The following is a 17,044-nucleotide window of genomic DNA, read 5'->3' as shown; positions in this document are numbered from 1 at the left end:
TGTTTCCTCGCCGTGCGGGGACTGGTCCCCGTGTCGGGTGTCCCGTGCCCCGTCGGGGCGTGTCCGGCCTGCCCCGTCCGGGTGCCTCGCGGCGTCGGGACGGACCTCCTCACCCCGAGATCACCGCGGCTCCGTACTGTCCGGCGGCGATGACCACCGAGCTGCGGGACCGCCCCGGATCCGCCGGCGAGCCGCCCGCGGCGACGCGCCCGCCGCTGCGCCTGCGGGGTGACCTGCTGGCCGTCCTGGCCGCTGCGCTGCTGGTCACGGCGTCGTCCGTGGTCGGATGGCGGCTGATCGACGCCGGGGTGCCGGTGCTCGTGGGGTGGCCGCCGCTGCTGGCGTCGTGGCTCCCGCACGTCGGTCCGGGCACGGTCCCCGCGGTCCTGGTGGCCCTGCTCGTCGCTCTCGGTGGCCCCGCGGTCGCCCGACGCCTGCGGTGGGGCCCGTTGCTCGCGGTGGCCGCCGTCGCCTCGATGGCGTGGACGTTCGCGCTGGCGACGATCGACGGGTGGGTGGTCGGGGTCGCCGAACGGCTGGCGACGCCGACCGAGTACCTCGCGGAGATTCCCCGCACGGGTGACCTGTCGGTCTTCCTCGCGACCTTCGCCGACCGCATCGCCGGCCTGACCCCCGACACCCTCGTCACGCACTCCTCCGGGCACCCGCCGGCGGCGACGATCTTCTACGTCCTGCTCGACCGCGCCGGCTTCCCGGGCGGCGAGTGGGCCGGCGCGGTGACCGCCACGATCGGGGCGACCGCCGTCGTCGCCGTCGCGCTCACCGTCGCCGCGCTGGGCGACCGCGACCTCGCCCGCGCCTACCTGCCCTTCGGCGTGCTCTTCCCCGGCGCGGTCTGGGTCGGCGTCTCGGCGGACGGCATGTTCGCCGCGGTGCTCGCGTGGGGCGTGGCGCTGCTGGCGCTGGGCGCGGCGCGGCGGGGGGTGCTCGGGCACGTCCTGTGCGTGGCCGGCGGCGTGGTGCTCGGGCTGTCGCTGTACCTGTCGTACGGGTTCGTCCTCGCCGGTCTGCTGCCGGTCGCCGTCGCGCTGCTGAGCCGGCGGGTCGCCCCGCTGCTCACCGGCGGGCTCGGCGCGGCGGCGGTCGTCGCGGCGTTCACCGTCGGCGGGTTCTGGTGGTTCGACGGCTACGAGCAGGTCAAGGTCCGCTACTACCAGGCCGGCGAGTACGGGCTGCTGCGCCCGTACGAGTACTGGGTGTGGGGCAACCTCGCCGCGCTCGTGCTCGTGCTCGGGCCCGCGGTGATCGCGGGCCTGCGCCGCGCCGCCTGGCGGCCCCGTGCCGCGCCGCTCGTGCTGGTCGCGCTCGCCGCGGCCGGGCTCGCCGCCGTCCTCGTCGCCGACCTCTCGGGGCTCTCGAAGTCCGAGGTCGAGCGCATCTGGCTGCCGTTCGCTGTGTGGGTGGTGCCGCTCGCGGCCCTGCTCCCGCGGGCCTCGTGGCGCTGGTGGCTGCTCGCCCAGGCGGTGCTCGCGCTCGCGGTCAACCACCTGCTGGCGACGGTCTGGTAGGCGCGCCGGGAGTTCGCGGCGAACAAACGGCGCTCTCGCTGCTTCCGGAGCAGCGAGAGCGCCGTTCGTTCGCGGAGGAGGACCGGCGAGCCCGCAGGATCACGCCGGCGGGTCAGCCGACGGCGTCGCGCAGGGGATCGGTCGCGAAGGCGGCGATGCCGTCGGCGAAGCTCGTGCGGGCGCGGAACCCGAGCAGGTCCGCGGCGCGGGCGGGGTCGGCGGTGACGTGGCGGACGTCGCCGGGCCGGGCGCCGCCGACGATCTCGGGCGCGGGGCCGCCCATCGTGTCGGCGAGCGTGGTGGCGAGGTCCCCGATCGTGCGGACCTCGCCGGAGCACACGTTCACGGGCACGCAGCGACCCTCGGCGGCCGGCGTCCCGAGGGCCGCGACGTTGGCGGCCGCGACGTCGCCGACGTGCACGAAGTCCCGGCGCTGGCGCCCGTCCTCCATGACGCGCGGGGCCTCGCCGCGCTCCAGCGACGAGCGGAAGATCGACGCGACGCCCGCGTAAGGCGTGTTCTGCGGCATCCGGGGGCCGTAGACGTTGTGGTAGCGCATCGCCCAGACCCGCCCGCCGGTCGCGCGGGCCCACGCCACCGCGAGGTGCTCCTGCGCGAGCTTCGTCGCCGCGTAGGTGCTGCGCGGCTCGAGCGGGGCGTCCTCGGGGATCAGCTCGCCCTCGAGGTCGCGCCCGCAGTGCGGGCAGGGCAGGTCGTACCGACCGGCGTCGACGTCGGCCTGGCGGCGCATCGGCGGCGGCACGATCCCGTGCTCCGGGCACGAGTAGCGGCCCTCGCCGTAGACGACCATCGAGCTCGCCATCACCAGGTCGCGGTGCCCGGAGCGGTACATCGCCGCGAGCAGCACCGCGGTGGCGACGTCGTTGTTCTCGGCGTAGTCCGGGGCGTCGTTCGGGTCGACGCCGTGCCCGACCATCGCCGCCTGGTGACACACCGCGTCGACCTGGGGCAGCAGGCGGTCGAGGAGCCCGGCGTCGCGGACGTCGCCGTGGACGAGCTCGTAGCGGTCGAGCCACTCCGGTGCCTTGCCGGCCGCGTGGGCCTGGGGCAGCAGGGCGTCGAGCAGTACCGGGGTGTGCCCGCGCTCGGCGAGCAGGTCGGCGATCCGCGAGCCGATGAAGCCGGCACCGCCCGTGAGGAGAACGCGCACCCGCGCACGCTAGCCCGACCGTGGGTACTCGCCGTGACCTGCCCGTCGCCGCGCGTCCGCTTCGTTCCGCTCGCGGAGCCACGACTACCTTGGCGGGCATGGAGAACCAGCCGCTGCGTGGCGGCACGGAGGAGTTGCTGGGACGCGCCCTCGTCGTCGTGGTCGACGACCGCGTCAGCCGGGGCGAGAGCGCGGACTCGATCGGACCGCTGGTCACCGAGCTGCTCGGTGAGGCCAACCTGGTCGTCGACGGCACGATCGTCGTGCCGGGCGAGTCGGTGGCGATCCGCAACGCCCTCAACACCGCGGTGATCGGCGGGGTCGACCTCGTCGTCACCGTCGGCGGCACCGGGGTCTCGCCCCGCGCAGTGACCGCCGACGCGACCGCGGGCGTGCTCGACCGCCCGATCCCCGGCATCGCCGAGGCGATCCGGGCCTCGGGCCTCGCGGCGGGCGCCGTCGACGCCGGGCTCTCGCGCGGCCTGGTCGGCGTCTCGGGCAGCACGCTCGTCGTGAACCTCGCGTCCTCGCGCGCCGCCGTCCGCGACGGTATGGCCACCCTCACCCCGATGATCTCCCACGTGATCGCCGAGCTGTCGGGCATGGAGGAGCACTGAGCGGACCACCGGGCGGACCACCGAGCGAGGAGGACCGGCGGCGGGCGGCGCGGCGGGCGGCGATCTTCGGCGACGACCCCGTGGCGTCGTCCGACGAGCGAGATCCCGCCCGCGACGCCGGCCCGGGCCCGGAGGCCGACGACGCCGACCGGCGTCGCTACGACGAGGAGCGCCCGCCGCACCACGACCGTCCCTGAGCGCGGCTCGTGACCGTCAGCGCAGCGTGACCGTCACCTCCTCCCGCAGCGACACGGTCGCGACCCGTGCCGCGAGCTCCGCGGGCAGCGCGACCACGACGACCGGAGCCGCGCCCGCCGTGCGCTGCGGGGCCGGGAGCACCGCCAGCACCACCGCGCCCGGCGCCAGCACCGCCGGCTCGCCGGCCTCCGGTGGCGCCCGCGACGCCCCCAGCCCCTCGGACCCCGTCCCGCCGGCCGCCACGAGGTCGACGCGCGTGCCCGGCGTCAGGAGCGCGGCGACGCCCGCGTCGGCGAGCCGCACCGGCACGCCGGCCGCGTCGGGGACCCCTGCCGCGGCAACCGCGGCCACCGGCCCGAGGAGGCGCACGTCGGTCAGGGGCTCGCCGGCCCGCACCCCGCCGACCACCTGACGCCCGGCGACCACCGCCGGCTCGCCGAGCGCACCCAGCGGCACGAGGTCCGGCGGCAATGTGCGCACCGCGACGTCCGCGGGCCCCAGCGCCACCCCCGGCCCGAGGTCGCGCGCAGCGACCAGCACGGGCGTCCCGGCCGGCGCGACACCGGGAGCGGCGAGGAACGCGACCGCGAGCACCGCCAGCAGCCCGGCCGCGGCCCGGCGCAGCGCCACCGTCCGCCGCCACCCGGGCGGCGGGAGGCGCGGGCGGCGGCGTCGTCGCCGCTCCGTGGCGGGCCCATCTCGTTCTCGCACGTCGTCGACGCTAGGGCGGCGCCACCTCCGGAGCCCGGAAGTCCCTCGGACGGCCGTGGACGCGATCGGACGATGGGGACGGCGTTCGGCCCAGCGTGATCGTGGGCACCCGCTGCCCGGCGCAGCGCCCCCGCCCGGGCGGGCGGTAGTTTGCGCCGGGCCGAAGAATTGCGGGCGATCGAGAAGAGGGCGGGCGCAGGCATGGCCGTGGTGCTCGTGCTGCTCGCCACCATCGCCAACGCGACGGCCCTGGTCCTGCAGCGCAAGGCCGCCCAGGACAGCGCCCGCGCCCGGGGCGTCAGCGCCGGGACCCTGCGCGACATGGTCCAGCGGCCCGCGTGGCTGATCGGGACCTCGATCTTCGCGGTGGCGGTCGCGCTGCAGGCGACAGCGCTGAGCCTCGGGTCCATCGCGCTCGTGCAGCCGGTGCTCGTCATGGAGCTGCCGTTCACGCTGCTGCTCGGCTGGTGGGTGCTCGGCGGGGCGCTGCGGCGGCGGGAGTGGATCGCCGTCGCGATCATGTCGATCGGCCTCGTCGTCCTGCTCGTCACGCTGCAACCCAGCGGCGGCGACGCCCTCGGCGCCGGCACGCTCACGTGGATCCTCGGCACCGTCGTGACCATGGGCCTGCTGTGGCTCACCAGCTCGATCGCGAAGCGGTCCCGGACCGTCACCCGCGCCGCGTTCTACGGCATCGCCGCCGGCATCGGGTCCGGGTTCGTCGCCGTGATCGTCAAGGCGATGTCCGAGGCGCTCCAGCACGACGGCGTCGCGGGTGTCTTCACGACCTGGCAGAGCTACCTGCTGATCCCGGTCGCGCCGGCCGCGTTCCTGGTGCTGCAGCACTCGCTGCGGGCGGGACGGCTGCTGGCCTCGCAGCCGGGGCTGATCCTCGGGAACCCGCTGCTGTCGTCGACGTGGGGCATCGCGCTGCTCGGCGAGGAGATCAACGGCGGCTTCGCGCTCCTGGGCGGGCTCGCCGGTGCCGTGCTGATGGTGATCGGGGTGTTCCTGCTGTCCCGCTCCCCGCTGCTGGCGGCCCAGGAGGGCGGTCCGCGGGACGGGTCGGGCGCCGCGAAGCACAGCCCGGGCGGGCGTCGTCGGCCGTTGTGATCCACGTCGCTCGGAACCGAAACCCCGACTTTGTCACCTGAAAGGGTGATGTGTGGGGGATTCGGCAACGTTTTCGTCTCCCGAACCGTCTTCCACTGTGTGAGGCCCTCGACGCCGACCGCTGGGGAGCGGGTGGGCGTCAGGTAGGTCCGGGACGCCGACTCGGGGTCGGCGTCCCGGCCACCCCTCGCTGCTTCTCCCGGCCGGGTTCCCTCACGAGGGGCCCGGCCGGAGTGCTTCTCAGGCCGACTTCGCCGAGGAGCTGGACGTGCTGCCCGAGCTCGACGACGCCGCCGTCGACGACGACCCGGACGAGCTCGAGTCCGAGGTGCTCTTGGACTCGCTCTTCGACTCCCCGGAGCTCTTCGCGTCGCTCGATCCCGAGGACTCGGACGACGCGGACGCCTTCTCCGACGACGACCCGGAACCGGTGCGGGCGTCGTTGCGGTAGAAGCCGCTGCCCTTGAACACGATCCCCACCGACGAGAACACCTTGCGCAGCCGTCCGCCGCACACCGGGCACTCGGTCAGCGACGGGTCGGAGAACGCCTGCACCTGCTCGAAGCGGTGGTCGCAGGCGGTGCAGGCGTAGGGATAGGTCGGCACGTGCACTCCTGATCTCGTCCGCCCCCGCGCCCGGGGACGTTGATGTCCGCGCAGAGTGTAGATGGCACTCGCGCCTCGAGAGTGCCAACACCGACAGCGTCACTGCTGTTCCGATCCGAGACATCCGCCGCGCCGGTCGACGGGCTCGGCGTGTCGCGCCGGCGAGGATGTGGCTTCACATGCCAGCGATGCCGCATCGCTCGCACGGCCGCGGCGCGAGATGGGGGGTTTCCTGACGTTGAGTGTCAGCGTGGCCCCCACGCTGACTCACCACGCCAGCCACGTCACCCCGTGACGGGGGCGCCAGACGGCGTGGACGGGGACGTCGTGGGGTTCGGCGGGGAGGTCGTCGGCGACGAGGGCGTCGTCGCCCACCAGGGCCACGAGACGGGTCCGGGGGCCGGCGAGGGGGAGCGAGCGGTCGTAGTGCCCGCCGCCGCGGCCCAGGCGCACGCCGCGGTGGTCGACGGCGAGCGCGGGGACGACGACGAGCCCGGCGTCGGCGAGCACGTGCGGACCCAGCCGCTGCCCCGTGGGCTCGCGCAGCCCGTGGGGACCGGGGGCCAGCGAGTCCGCCCCGGTGAACTCCGCCCAGTCCAGGGGCGCCGCGCCGACCGTCACGGGCAGGAGCACCCGGCGCCCGAGCGCGCGGGCGGCGTCGAGCACGGGCAGCCCGCCCGGCTCGCCACCCACGGCGACGAACAGGCAGATCGGGTCGTCGACGCCCTCGAGCAGCGCCGGCAGCCCCGCGGCGAGGGCGTCGGCGTCGGCACGGCGGTCGACAGAGGATCGCGCCCGCCGAGCCGCTGACAGCGATCGCCGCAGGTCCGCCTTCGTGGACGTCACCCCGCGAGCGTCTCGCCGTCCTCGACGTGCCGCGGCCCGGTCACCGTCACGTCGCCGGTGACGACCACGTCCGCGCCGAACGTCACGTCCCCGGAGACGGTCAGCGACGTCGCCTGGGACAGCGACGGCGCGCCGCCGGCGAAGCGGCGCTCGAAGTCGTCGAGCATCCCGAACTCCGCCTTGTCGAGCTTGACGTCCGGGGCGGCGCCGGTCGGCTCCATGCGCCCGTCGGCGGTGAGGTCGTAGAGGTCCGAGCGGGCGACGAGCAGGTCGTCGGTGGTCTTGACCGGCGCGAACCGGGTGCGCGGCACCTCGAGGGCCCGCGCGTTCTCGACCGACCCGATCGCCGCGCCCATCGCGGTCTCGAGCTGCAGCACCGGCGTCGAGGACTTGTCGGTGGGGTCGACGGTCTTCCTGTTGACGATCAGCGGCAGGTACGGCGCCGCCGGGTCGGCCTCCTGGAGCGCGCGCAGGTGCTCGAGGTCGAACCAGAGGTTGTTGGTGTTGAAGTAGCTGAACCGCTCGATGTCGGTGAACGAGTCGTCGCCCTCGGGCACCTGGGCGGTCTCTCGCAGCACGAGCGACCCGTGGTGGGACGCCAGGTGCCCGCCCTTGCGGTCCATCGCCGTGCGCCGGGCGACCTCGAGCGCGAACGGCACCCGCTCGGCCGCCATCCACGCCGAGATGCGCACGTCGGGGATCGCCCCCAGGTTGTCGGAGTTCGACACGAACACCCGCCGCACGCCGGCCGCGAGCAGCTTGTCGAGCGCCCCGGACGCGGCCAGCGCCGTGTACAGGTCGCCGTGGCCCGGCGGGCACCACTCCAGGCGCGGGTCCGCGGGCCACGACACCGGGCGCCAGTCGTCGGTGCGCAGCTTGGGCTCGGAGCCCTGCAGGAAGTCCAGGGGCAGCTCGTCGTCCTCGAGCCCGGCGTGGCGGCGCAGCGCGGCCAGCGACGGCTCGCGGGTGCCCTCGGAGTTCATGAGCAGCAGCGGCAGCCGCGCGCCGTGGCGCTCGCGCAGCGCGAGGGTCTGCACGGCGACCGCGTCGAGGAAGCTCGTGCCGGGCTTGATCTCGAGCAGCGACTTCGGCCCGGCGAGCCCCATGCTCGTCCCGAGCCCGCCGTTGAGCTTGATCACCGCGAGCTCGTCGAGCGCCCGGCGGGCGTCGTCGTCGGACGGCTCGGGCAGCGTGTCCAGCGTCGGCAGCGCCTCCACCGGCGCCAGCTCCTCGCCGGGCATCACCGCGCTCTCCGGCTTGGCGAGCTGCTCGAGGCGGCGGCGGAAGGCCTCGACCTCGGCGGGGTGCGCGTCCCGCGCGGTGAGGGCGGCCAGGGCGTCGTCGACGTAGGTCATGCGGCTCTTCCGTGAGAAGCGTCGGGGCCCGTCCCACGATATCGGGCGCGTCGGAACCGACCCCGGTGCGCCGGGCGTAGGACCATGGGCCCCATGAGGAGGGAGTCGCGGTGAGGACGGTCGAGGCCCAGCTGCGCCGTGTGCTCGACGCCGCGGTCCGCCCGGCGCCCATCCGGGTCGACATCTCCGCCGCCCAGGGGCTGCTCTGCGCGGAGGAGGTCGTGGCCGACCGGGCCCTGCCCGGGTTCGACCAGGCCGCCGTCGACGGGTTCGCGGTGCGCAGCGTCGACGTGCTGGCCGCGGCCGACGAGCCGGTCGAGCTGCCCGTCGTCGGCGAGGTGGCGGTCGGCTCCCGCCAGGCGCACCGGCTGCAGCCCGGCCAGGCCGTGCGCGTGGCCACCGGCGCGCCGCTGCCGACGCTGGCCGACGCCGTCGCCCCGCACGACCACACCGACGCCGCCGACGACCCCGCGAGCCGGGCCACCGGCCACCGCGCGCGCCTCACCGTCAAGACCCCCGTCCCGTCCGCCGCCTGGGTGCGCCGGGTCGGCGAGGACGTGGCGCCGGGTGACGTCGCCGTCCGGCGCGGCGCCGCCGTGGGCCCGGCCCAGGTCGGTCTGCTGGCCGCGGTCGGCCGCACCAAGGTCCTCGTGCACCCGCGCCCGCGGGTGTCCGTGCTGGCCGTCGGCGACGAGCTGGTCGACCTCGACCGCACGCCCGGCACCGGCCAGGTCGTCGACGTCAACTCCTACGCCCTGGCCGCCGCGGCCTCCGACGCCGGCGCCGAGGTCGTGCGCCTCGGCATCGCGTCCACCGAGCCGGCGGCGCTGCGCGAGGCGGTCGCGTCGGCGCTGGCGCGCTCGGAGATCGTCGTCATCGCCGGCGGGGTCGGCGGGCGGCTGGGGGAGGACGTGCAGGACACCCTCGCCCAGCTCGGGCCCGTCGACATCTCGCGGGTCGCCATGCACCCCGGCTCCGTGCAGGGCTTCGGGCGCCTCGGCGCCGAGGAGGTCCCGACCTTCCTCCTGCCCGCGAACCCCGTCTCGGCGCTCGTGGCCTTCGAGGTGCTGGTCCGCCCGCTCATCCGCCTCACCCTGGGCAAGCAGGACCTGCACCGCCGCGAGGTCACCGCCGCGCTGCTCTCCCCGGTCAGCTCGCCGCCCGGGCGGCGCAGCTACGTGCGCGGGCGCCTGCTGCGCGACCGCGCCACCGGCGAGTACCTGGCCCAGCCGCTGGGCAGCTCGGGCTCGCACCTGCTCTCGTCGCTGGCCGAGGCGAACGCGCTGATCGTCGTCGACGAGGACACCACCGAGATCGGCATGGACGCCCCGGTGCGGGTGTCGTTCCTCGCGCCGCGCAGCTGAATGGCCGGCTGACGTGGGCCGACCCCCGTGGGGCGGCGCCCGACCGACCGGACGCCACCCCGGCTGGCCCGCCCGCACCCGCGCCCTGAAGGTCCCGGCGGGTGTCGTGGAGCTTCGGCCGGTCCGGCTGCGCGACGGGGCCGCGTGGTCGCGGACCCGGCTGCGCGACGAGGAGCACCTCGCGCCCTGGGAGCCGACGCTGCCGGGACCGTGGGCGGAGCGCAACGCGCTCGTCGAGTGGCCGGCGCGCTGGAGCGCGCTGCGGTCGATGGGACGGTCGGGCCAGGCGCTGCCGTTCACGCTGCTCGTGGACGGGGAGTTCGCCGGCCAGGTCGTGATCGGCAACGTCGTCCGCGAGCCCCTGCTCTCGGCCTACGTCGGGTACTGGATCGGCGCGCACGTCGCGGGCGGGGGAGCGGCCACCGCGGCCGTCGCGCTCGCCGTCGACCACTGCTTCGCGCGCGTCGGCCTGCACCGCATCGAGGCGACCGTGCGGCCCGAGAACGTGCGCAGCCTGCGGGTCCTCGCCAAGCTCGGGTTCCGCGAGGAGGGCCTGCTGCGCCGGTACCTGGAGGTCGACGGCGACTGGCGCGACCACCTCGTCCTGGCGGTCACCGAGGAGGACGTGCTGCCCGACGGCCTCGTGGCGCGACTCCTCAGGGCCGGCCGTGCCGAGCGCGCGTGAGGTCTGCACCCACATGGCCCAGAGGTCGAACCTGGCGCGCCATCCGGTCGAGTGGTAAAGGGGCCAAACCCCGCAGCGTGAGGTTCCCCTACTGGAGGGATCTCGTCACCGCTCGCACACGACACGCCGTCCGAACTGCGGGGCGCGCGGGACTCGTGTGACTAGCGTGGCGCCTGCGACGGACCGGATCCGGCCGTCGCGTCGTCGGGGTGGGAGGTCTGCGGTGCCGAGCTCGGTCGTCTTCGCGGCCCTGGTCCTGGCGTGGCTGGTGGTGCTCGTCCCGGTCGTCGCCCGCCGCCGCCAGATGGTCCCGCGTCCCGCCGAGGCCGATCTGAGCGCCCGGGTGCTGCCGAGGACGGCCGGCGCACCCCTGATCGAGGAGGTCACCGTGGCGACAGCGCAGACGGACGGACGCGCCCGCGGCGAGCGTGCGGCCGCGACGAAGGGTGCCGGCGGCACGGCCCTGGCGGAGCGCGCCGACGAGACCCAGGAGGCCCTCGACGCCGAGCTCGACCTCGACGCCGACCGGGCCGACCTCGACGACTACGACGAGTACGCCGACGAGGACGAGCGCGAGGACGACCGTGTCCCCGCCGACGAGCCGACCCGTGACGTCGGGCGCGAGCGCGTCCTGCGCCGGCCGGCCCACGACGAGCGCGCCGACGTGCCCGAGGACCTCGGGGAGTACGACGACGAGGACCGTTACGAGGACGAGTACGACGACCTCGAGGACGACCTCGACCGGGACCTCGACCGGGACCTCGACGACCCGGAGCCCGAGGCCGCCCGCGAGCTGCGGCCCTACCGGCCGGGGCGCGGCGGGTTCGACCCCGACGCCGCCGAGGCCGCCGCGCACGCGCGTTACGCGTTCCGTCAGCGCATCGCCCTGGGCCTCATCGCGGTGGCGATCCTCTCCGCGCTCGCGGCGCTGGTGGTCTCGAGCGCGATGTGGTGGCTGCACGCCGCCGCCGACGTCCTGCTGATCGGCTACCTGGTCTTCCTGCGCCGGCAGACGCGCATCGAGGAGGAGGTGCGCGCCCGCCGTGCCGCACGGCTCTCCGGGGAGCGGCGGGCGCTCGAGGCCCGCCGTGAGCGCCAGGCCGAGCACGAGGCGCGCATGGCGTCCTACCGCGACACCGAGTGGATCGACGGCGAGTACGACGAGCACGAGGACGTCCTCGCCGAGGACGACGACGAGGAGCTCGACGACCGCGACATCAGGGACGCCCCCCGCTGGGCCGCTCCGCGGACGCCCCCGCCGCCGGTGCCGGACGACATGGAGCTGGTCGACGACACCGACGACGACCCCGCGTTCCACGACCTCGACGGCGAGCGGACCTACGGTTACCGCCGGGCGGCGGGAGCCTGACCCGCTGCCCGACCCGATGTCCGACACTGATCCGCGGCGTTGCTAGAGTTGGCGTCGCACCAGGGGCTGTGGCGCAGTTGGTAGCGCGACTCGTTCGCATCGAGTAGGTCAGGGGTTCGATTCCCCTCAGCTCCACCCTTGCTCTTCCGGCGGGTCGGTCGACCGGCTCTCACCAGTCCGCCCGCCGGGCGATCTCCTCCAGTTCCCGGGGGTCGGCCACGGCGTCGGCCGGGTCCTCGGGCCACGCCTCGATCTGCGTCTCGGCCCAGTCGGCCCAGCGGGCGACCGTCGCGTAGAGATCGGTGAAGAACGCGCCGGCGATCATCCCCTGGGCCGCGCGGTGCTGGTACGGGCCCTCGCCGTCGGCGTACTCGCGGGCCGCCGCCCGGTTCGCGACGTTGCGCTCCTGGGCCCACGCGCGGGCCGCCGCGACCGTGCGCAGCGCGTCCTCGCGCGTGCCGTGCTCGGCGAACGCGAGCTTCACCAGCTGCTCGAACTCGAGCACGGGGCCGTCGCCGGGCTCGGCGAGCCAGCGGGCCAGCGCGGCCCGCCCCTCGTCGGTGATCGCGTAGACGGTGCGCGGCCGGCGGCCCACGGTCTCGGTCGCGGCGGACGCCAGCCCGTGCGCCACGAGCTTCTTCGGCTCCTCGTAGAGCTTGCTCGCCGCGCGCGGCCACATCCGGCCGAGGCTGCGGTCCATCTGCTGGGTCAGCTCGTAGGTGCTCCAGGGCTGCACGGCGAGCAGTCCGAGGACGGCGTACGAGGTGCTCGTGAGGCGAGGGCTTGACACGTACTCCCCTGGGGGCGACTCTGATACTCCCTTGGAGAGTATCGGAGAACGGTCATGTCCACCATGACCCCGCGCGTCGATCCCACGAACCGCGCCCAGGCCCAGGCCTGGGACGGCACCGAAGGTGGCTACTGGGCCACCCACGCCGACCGGTTCGACCTCGCCCTGGCCCGCTACCAGCCGGCGTTCCACGCCGCGGCGGGGATCGGGGCCGCCGACCGGGTGCTCGACGTCGGGTGCGGCACGGGGCTGACGACGCGGGCCGCGGCCCGGGCGGCGCCCGCCGGGGAGGCCCTCGGGGTCGACCTGTCGTCGCGCATGATCGAGGTGGCGCGGGAGCGGGCCGCGGCCGACGGGGTGGGCAACGCCCGGTTCGCGCAGGCCGACGTCCAGGTGCACCCCTTCGCCGACGGGGAGTTCGACGCGGTGATCAGCCGCACCGGCGCGATGTTCTTCGGACGGCCCGACGTGGCGTTCGCCAACCTCGACCGCGCCCTGCGCCCCGGCGGGCGGCTCACGCTGCTGACGTGGCAGGCCGCGGCGAGCAACGAGTGGATCGTCGCCTTCGCCCGCGACCTGGCGGGGACGGGCCCGCCGCCCTCGCCGCCCCACCGGCCCGGGCCGTTCTCGCTCAGCGATCCCGACCACGTGCGGGCGCTGCTCGAGGGCGCGGGGTTCACCGACGTCGCGCTCGACGGCGTCGCCGAGCCCGAGGTCTACGGGCGCGACGCCGACGACGCGCTGGCGTTCGTGCTCGGGCTGCTCGGCTGGATGCTCTCCGACCTCGGGCCCGCGGAGCGCGACCGGCGCACGGCGGCCCTGCGCGCCACGCTGGCGGCGCACGAGGGCCCGGACGGCGTGACGCTCGACTCCGCGGCGTGGCTGGTCACGGCACGTCGGATGTGACGCCGGGCGCGGTGGTCCGCCCCGCCCGGGTCAGGGCGTCGGCGACGACGAGCTCGGCCTCGGCGTCGCCGGCGTCCCGGGCCTCGACGCGCAGCGCCGCGAGCACCGCCGGCGGTCCGGGGCGCAGGGCGGCGAGCAGGCAGCGGCTGAGCAGCTCGCCGTCGCCGCCGCGGTCGGGCAGATGATCGGCGAGACCCTCGGCTGCGCGCTCACCGCGGCGTTCACGGTGCTCATCGCGGTCCGGTTCGGCCGGTGGCTGCGCTTGTCCGGCATCGCCGCCGCCGTGCTCGTCGCCTCCGGCGTGCTCGTGCCGCTCGGGGTGGACGTCGCGCGGCTGACGAACTTCGCGGGCTACGTCGTGTGGTGCGTGTGGCTGCTCGCGGTGTCGATCACGTTGGTCACCGCCACGACGGCAGCCAGAGCTCCGCATTCCAGCGGTCGGCGGTGATCCACGTGCCGACGAGGATCGGCCATAGCCACGCGAAGTTGGCGACGACGAGCCCGGTGTAGACGCCGACGACGAGCGTGCCGGTGCGGCGGCGTTCCAGCCCCTGTTCCCGGCGCCCCAGGAACTCGCCGAGCGCGAGGACCACCGCCAGCACCAGGAACGGCGCCACGGGCGTCATATAGAAGAAGTACATCTGCCGGTCGAGGTTGGTGAACCACGGCAGGAAGCCGGCGCCGTAACCGACGAGCACCGCCACGTGGCGCCAGTCGAACGTCGTCACGACACGCCAGATCGACCAGCCGAGCACCGGCACCGACACCCACCACAGGGCCGGCGTGCCGATCAGCATCACCGCGGACACGCACGACGGGCCGCCGCAGCCGAGCTCGGCGGTGCCCGACTCGTAGTAGTAGAGCATCGGGCGCAGGCCCATCGGCCACGTCCAGGGCTTCGACTCCCAGGGGTGCGGCGACCCGCGCGGGGTGTCGAGCGTGGCGTGGAACTCGAGGACCTTGGTGCTGTAGTACACGAGGCCGCGCAGCCAGTCGGGCAGGAAGCCGAACGGCCCGCCGACCGGCAGCTGCTGGCCGACGGCGTGGCGGTCGGTGCCCGTCTCGCTCGCGATCCAGGGCAGCCAGCTCGCCAGGTAGCACAGGATCGGGACGGCCAGGAACGCCCAGACCGCGGGCGCGACGTCGCGCACCAGCGTCCCGACGAACGGGCGGGTGACGCCGGCCGCGCGCCGGGCCGCCGCGTCGAAGCCGACGAGCAGCAGCCCGAAGAAGACGATGTAGTACAGCCCCGACCACTTCGCGGCCAGCGACAGCCCCAAGCACACACCGGCCGCGAGACGCCACCAGCGCACGCCGAGCCGGGGCCCGTACACGGTGTCGCCGATGCGGCCCTCGGCGACGACGACGGCCAGGCGCGCCCGCACGTCGTCGCGGTCGACGAGCAGCGCCGCGAACGCGAGCAGCACGAACAGGGCGGGGAAGATGTCGATCATGCCGACGCGGGCGGAGACGTGGCTGACGCCGTCGGCGATGAGCAGCACGCCGGCCAGCGCGCCGAGCAGCGTCGACCGCGTCATCCGCCGGGCGACGCGGATGATGACGAGGATGCAGATCGTGCCGGCGAGTGCCGACGCGGCCCGCCAGCCCACCGGGTCGTAGCCGAAGACCCACTGACCGACCGCCATGAGCTGCTTGGACAGCGGCGGGTGCACGACGAGCTCGTAGCCGGGGTTGTCCTCGTAGCCGCCGTTGCGCAGGACCTGCCAGGCCTGCGGCACGTAGTGCTTCTCGTCGAAGATCGGCGTGCCCTGGTCGGTGGGCCAGCCGAGGTCCCAGAACCGGACGACCCCGCCGACCACCGTGAGGACGAGCGCGGTGACCCAGCCGCGGAGGCGGTCGGTGGGCATCGGCCGGCCGAGGAGCTGGGCGACGGCCGGGGCGTCCTGGGGCGCCGGTCGCGCGAGCCCGCCGGGGGACGCGGGGCGCGCGATGGTGGCCGTCACGGGGGCCGATCGTATGGTCTCGGGCGTGCCAGAGGTGCCAACTGGGGGTCTCGTCGGGGTGCTCCTGCTGGGTGGTGTCCCGCTCGGCAACCCGGCGGACGCCTCGACGCGCCTGCGCGACGCCCTGGCCGGCGCCGACGTCGTCGCCGCCGAGGACACCCGCCGGCTGCGGCGCCTGGCGTCCGACCTCGGCGTCGAGATCGGCGGGCGCGTCACGACGTTCCGCGAGGACAACGAGGTGAAGCGCACCCCGGGCCTGGTCGAGGACGTGCGCGGCGGCGCCACCGTGCTGCTCGTCACCGACGGCGGGATGCCGAGCGTGTCCGACCCGGGCTACCGGGCGGTCGCGGCGTGTCTCGCGGAGGGGCTGGCGGTGCGCTGCCTGCCGGGGCCGTCGGCGGTGCTCATGGCGCTGGCGGTGTCCGGGCTGCCCACCGACCGCTTCTGCTTCGAGGGGTTCGCGCCGCGCAAGGACGGCGAGCGCCGGGCGTGGTTCGCCGGGCTCGCCCGCGAGCCGCGCACGACGGTCTTCTTCGAGTCGCCGCGGCGGGTGAGGTCGTTGCTGGAGGTCGCCGTGGCCGAGCTCGGCGGCGACCGCCTCGGCGCGATCTGCCGGGAGCTGACGAAGACGCACGAGGAGGTCGTGCGCGGGCCGTTGAGCGACCTGCTCGCCTGGGCCTCCGCACGCGAGCCCCTGGGGGAGATCACGGTGGTGCTGGGCCCGGCGACCGCGTCGGCGCCGGAGCCCGAGGACCTCGCGGCGGAGGTCCTCGGGCTCGTCGCGCAGGGGCGGCGTCTCAAGGACGCGGCCCGTGAGGTGGGCGAGGCGCGCGGCGTGTCGACGAAGTCGCTCTACGACGCGGCCGTGCGCCTACGGGACTAGCACCAGCTTCCCGGACACGCGTCCGTGCTGGTTGTCGTCCTGGGCCTTCCCGGCCTCGTCGAGGGGGTAGGTGACGACGCCGATGGTGCGGAACCGGCCGTCGGCGAGGCGGTCGACGGCGTCGGCGAGCCAGCGGCGCTCGTCGTCGGGGTCGCCGCCCGAGCTGAAGGTGACGCCCAGCTCCTGGGCGCCGGGGTAGTCGGCGATGGTGATGACCTTGTCGGGGGAGCCGGTGAGCTCGACGAGGTCGCGCAGCGCGCCCTTGCCGGCCGTCTCCAGCGCGACGTCGACGCCCTGCGGGGCGAGGGCGCGGACCCTGTCGACGAGCCCGTCGCCGTAGACCACCGGGGTGGCGCCGAGCGCACGGACATCGTCCTGGTGCTTCTCGTTCGCGGTGCCGATCACGGTGGCGCCGCGCGCGACGGCGAGCTGCACGGCGTAGACGCCGACGGCGCCGGACGCCCCGTCGACCACCAGCGTCGTCCCGGTGTGGTCGCCCTCGCCGAGACCGAGCAGGTCGAGCACCCGGTAGGTGGTCGTCGCGCCCACCGGCACCGACGCCGCGTGCTCGAACGAGAGCGCCGCGGGCTTGCGGACCAGGCGCACGACGTCGGCCAGGATCTTCTCGGCGTACGCGCCGTTCGCGCCCTTGCCGAGCACCTCGTCGCCGACCGCGAACCCGGTCACCCCCGGACCGACCGCGTCGACGACGCCCGCGACGTCGTACCCGGGCACCTGCGGCTCCGGCGGCGCGTCGGTGCCCGCCATGGCGCCGGCACGCAGCTTCCAGTCCAGCGGGTTCACCGCCGCGGCGCGGACGGCGAGGCGCACCTGGCCCTCGCCCGGGACCGGGTCCTCGCGCTCGACGACCTCGAGGACCTCGGGCCCTCCGAAGCGGCGGTACTGCACGGCTCGCGATGTCATGCCCCGCGCAACG

The 17,044-nt window shown here is 75.3% G+C and carries 18 protein-coding genes and 1 tRNA gene; 10 read left to right on the top strand and 9 right to left on the bottom strand.

What is annotated here, in order from left to right:
• Positions 1-149: 149 nt before the first annotated feature.
• Positions 150-1,529, top strand: a complete 1,380-nt coding sequence (locus WCD58_RS22155) for a hypothetical protein (protein ID WP_337705246.1) — start codon at positions 150-152, stop codon at positions 1,527-1,529.
• A gap of 112 nt (positions 1,530-1,641) precedes the next feature.
• Here WCD58_RS22155 and WCD58_RS22150 read toward each other — a convergent pair whose 3' ends face one another.
• Entirely contained in the window at positions 1,642-2,700 is a 1,059-nt protein-coding gene (locus WCD58_RS22150) for an NAD-dependent epimerase/dehydratase family protein (RefSeq protein WP_337705245.1), read from the bottom strand.
• A gap of 98 nt (positions 2,701-2,798) precedes the next feature.
• On the opposite strand from WCD58_RS22150, the gene WCD58_RS22145 reads away from it, so the two are divergent.
• Positions 2,799-3,317: a MogA/MoaB family molybdenum cofactor biosynthesis protein gene (locus WCD58_RS22145; RefSeq protein WP_337705244.1), complete on the top strand. Its 519-nt coding sequence runs from the start codon at positions 2,799-2,801 to the stop codon at positions 3,315-3,317.
• Positions 3,318-3,530: 213 nt separating this feature from the next.
• Here the strand turns inward: WCD58_RS22145 and WCD58_RS22140 are convergent, their stop codons facing one another.
• Complete coding sequence (locus tag WCD58_RS22140; protein WP_337705243.1) at positions 3,531-4,226, bottom strand: SAF domain-containing protein; 696 nt, start codon at positions 4,224-4,226, stop codon at positions 3,531-3,533.
• Positions 4,227-4,427: 201 nt separating this feature from the next.
• Between WCD58_RS22140 and WCD58_RS22135 the strand changes: the two genes are divergently transcribed.
• Positions 4,428-5,339 carry a DMT family transporter gene (locus tag WCD58_RS22135; RefSeq protein ID WP_337705242.1) on the top strand — a complete coding sequence of 304 codons (912 nt, stop codon included), beginning with the start codon at positions 4,428-4,430 and terminating at the stop codon, positions 5,337-5,339.
• Positions 5,340-5,579: 240 nt separating this feature from the next.
• Here the strand turns inward: WCD58_RS22135 and WCD58_RS22130 are convergent, their stop codons facing one another.
• From WCD58_RS22130 to WCD58_RS22120, 3 genes are all read right to left on the bottom strand, one after another.
• Positions 5,580-5,945, bottom strand: coding sequence for an FmdB family zinc ribbon protein (locus WCD58_RS22130; protein ID WP_337705241.1), 366 nt, complete (start codon positions 5,943-5,945; stop codon positions 5,580-5,582).
• Between the two features lie 267 nt (positions 5,946-6,212).
• Positions 6,213-6,791 carry a 5-formyltetrahydrofolate cyclo-ligase gene (locus WCD58_RS22125; protein ID WP_337705240.1) on the bottom strand — a complete coding sequence of 193 codons (579 nt, stop codon included), beginning with the start codon at positions 6,789-6,791 and terminating at the stop codon, positions 6,213-6,215.
• Positions 6,788-8,146 (bottom strand): UTP--glucose-1-phosphate uridylyltransferase, encoded by a 1,359-nt coding sequence (locus WCD58_RS22120; RefSeq protein ID WP_337705239.1) that lies wholly within the window; start codon positions 8,144-8,146, stop codon positions 6,788-6,790. Before WCD58_RS22120 ends, WCD58_RS22125 begins: the two co-directional genes overlap by 4 nt.
• A 110-nt stretch (positions 8,147-8,256) precedes the next feature.
• On the opposite strand from WCD58_RS22120, the gene glp reads away from it, so the two are divergent.
• The 4 genes from glp to WCD58_RS22100 all read left to right on the top strand — a co-directional run bounded on the left by glp (position 8,257) and on the right by WCD58_RS22100 (position 11,699).
• Positions 8,257-9,510: a molybdotransferase-like divisome protein Glp gene (glp, locus tag WCD58_RS22115; RefSeq protein WP_337705238.1), complete on the top strand. Its 1,254-nt coding sequence runs from the start codon at positions 8,257-8,259 to the stop codon at positions 9,508-9,510.
• Positions 9,511-9,523: 13 nt separating this feature from the next.
• Entirely contained in the window at positions 9,524-10,195 is a 672-nt protein-coding gene (locus WCD58_RS22110; RefSeq protein ID WP_373696264.1) for a GNAT family N-acetyltransferase, read from the top strand.
• A gap of 223 nt (positions 10,196-10,418) precedes the next feature.
• Entirely contained in the window at positions 10,419-11,564 is a 1,146-nt protein-coding gene (gene sepX, locus WCD58_RS22105; RefSeq protein ID WP_337705236.1) for a divisome protein SepX/GlpR, read from the top strand.
• A gap of 62 nt (positions 11,565-11,626) precedes the next feature.
• Positions 11,627-11,699: transfer RNA gene (locus WCD58_RS22100), tRNA-Ala, on the top strand.
• Between the two features lie 34 nt (positions 11,700-11,733).
• Here WCD58_RS22100 and WCD58_RS22095 read toward each other — a convergent pair.
• On the bottom strand, positions 11,734-12,354 hold the full coding sequence (locus WCD58_RS22095; protein ID WP_337705235.1) for a PadR family transcriptional regulator: 621 nt from the start codon (positions 12,352-12,354) through the stop codon (positions 11,734-11,736).
• Positions 12,355-12,408: 54 nt separating this feature from the next.
• On the opposite strand from WCD58_RS22095, the gene WCD58_RS22090 reads away from it, so the two are divergent.
• On the top strand, positions 12,409-13,260 hold the full coding sequence (locus WCD58_RS22090) for a class I SAM-dependent methyltransferase (RefSeq protein WP_337705234.1): 852 nt from the start codon (positions 12,409-12,411) through the stop codon (positions 13,258-13,260).
• Here WCD58_RS22090 and WCD58_RS22085 read toward each other — a convergent pair.
• A complete protein-coding gene (locus WCD58_RS22085; protein ID WP_337705233.1) occupies positions 13,241-13,366 on the bottom strand; it encodes a hypothetical protein in 126 nt (41 codons plus the stop codon). The genes WCD58_RS22090 and WCD58_RS22085 overlap by 20 nt on opposite strands.
• Before the next feature lie 75 nt (positions 13,367-13,441).
• Between WCD58_RS22085 and WCD58_RS22080 the strand changes: the two genes are divergently transcribed.
• Positions 13,442-13,708 (top strand): hypothetical protein, encoded by a 267-nt coding sequence (locus tag WCD58_RS22080; RefSeq protein ID WP_337705232.1) that lies wholly within the window; start codon positions 13,442-13,444, stop codon positions 13,706-13,708.
• Here WCD58_RS22080 and WCD58_RS22075 read toward each other — a convergent pair.
• Entirely contained in the window at positions 13,659-15,224 is a 1,566-nt protein-coding gene (locus WCD58_RS22075) for a dolichyl-phosphate-mannose--protein mannosyltransferase (RefSeq protein WP_337705231.1), read from the bottom strand. The genes WCD58_RS22080 and WCD58_RS22075 overlap by 50 nt on opposite strands.
• 13 nt (positions 15,225-15,237) lie before the next feature.
• Here WCD58_RS22075 and rsmI point away from each other — a divergent pair, with 13 nt between their 5' ends.
• A complete protein-coding gene (rsmI, locus tag WCD58_RS22070; RefSeq protein ID WP_373696263.1) occupies positions 15,238-16,107 on the top strand; it encodes a 16S rRNA (cytidine(1402)-2'-O)-methyltransferase in 870 nt (289 codons plus the stop codon).
• Here the strand turns inward: rsmI and WCD58_RS22065 are convergent.
• The gene (locus WCD58_RS22065) at positions 16,096-17,031 is read right to left on the bottom strand and encodes an NADP-dependent oxidoreductase (protein WP_337705229.1); all 936 of its coding nucleotides are present in this window, start codon (positions 17,029-17,031) and stop codon (positions 16,096-16,098) included. The genes rsmI and WCD58_RS22065 overlap by 12 nt on opposite strands.
• Positions 17,032-17,044 lie beyond the last annotated feature (13 nt).

The sequence above is a fragment of the Actinomycetospora flava genome, assembly GCF_037400335.1.
Classification (GTDB): Bacteria; Actinomycetota; Actinomycetes; order Mycobacteriales; family Pseudonocardiaceae; genus Actinomycetospora; species Actinomycetospora flava.
This window is presented reverse-complemented; position numbering and strand designations above follow the sequence as displayed.

What these genes read in the sequence shown, in the direction of transcription:
- WCD58_RS22155 (WP_337705246.1), top strand. Translation starts at nt 150, where the DNA reads ATGACCACCGAGCTGCGGGACCGCCCCGGATCCGCCGGCGAGCCGCCC.
- WCD58_RS22145 (WP_337705244.1), top strand. Translation starts at nt 2,799, where the DNA reads ATGGAGAACCAGCCGCTGCGTGGCGGCACGGAGGAGTTGCTGGGACGC.
- WCD58_RS22135 (WP_337705242.1), top strand. Translation starts at nt 4,428, where the DNA reads ATGGCCGTGGTGCTCGTGCTGCTCGCCACCATCGCCAACGCGACGGCC.
- WCD58_RS22120 (WP_337705239.1), bottom strand. Translation starts at nt 8,146, where the DNA reads ATGACCTACGTCGACGACGCCCTGGCCGCCCTCACCGCGCGGGACGCG.
- WCD58_RS22090 (WP_337705234.1), top strand. Translation starts at nt 12,409, where the DNA reads ATGTCCACCATGACCCCGCGCGTCGATCCCACGAACCGCGCCCAGGCC.
- WCD58_RS22080 (WP_337705232.1), top strand. Translation starts at nt 13,442, where the DNA reads ATGATCGGCGAGACCCTCGGCTGCGCGCTCACCGCGGCGTTCACGGTG.
- rsmI (WP_373696263.1), top strand. Translation starts at nt 15,238, where the DNA reads ATGGTCTCGGGCGTGCCAGAGGTGCCAACTGGGGGTCTCGTCGGGGTG.
- WCD58_RS22065 (WP_337705229.1), bottom strand. Translation starts at nt 17,031, where the DNA reads ATGACATCGCGAGCCGTGCAGTACCGCCGCTTCGGAGGGCCCGAGGTC.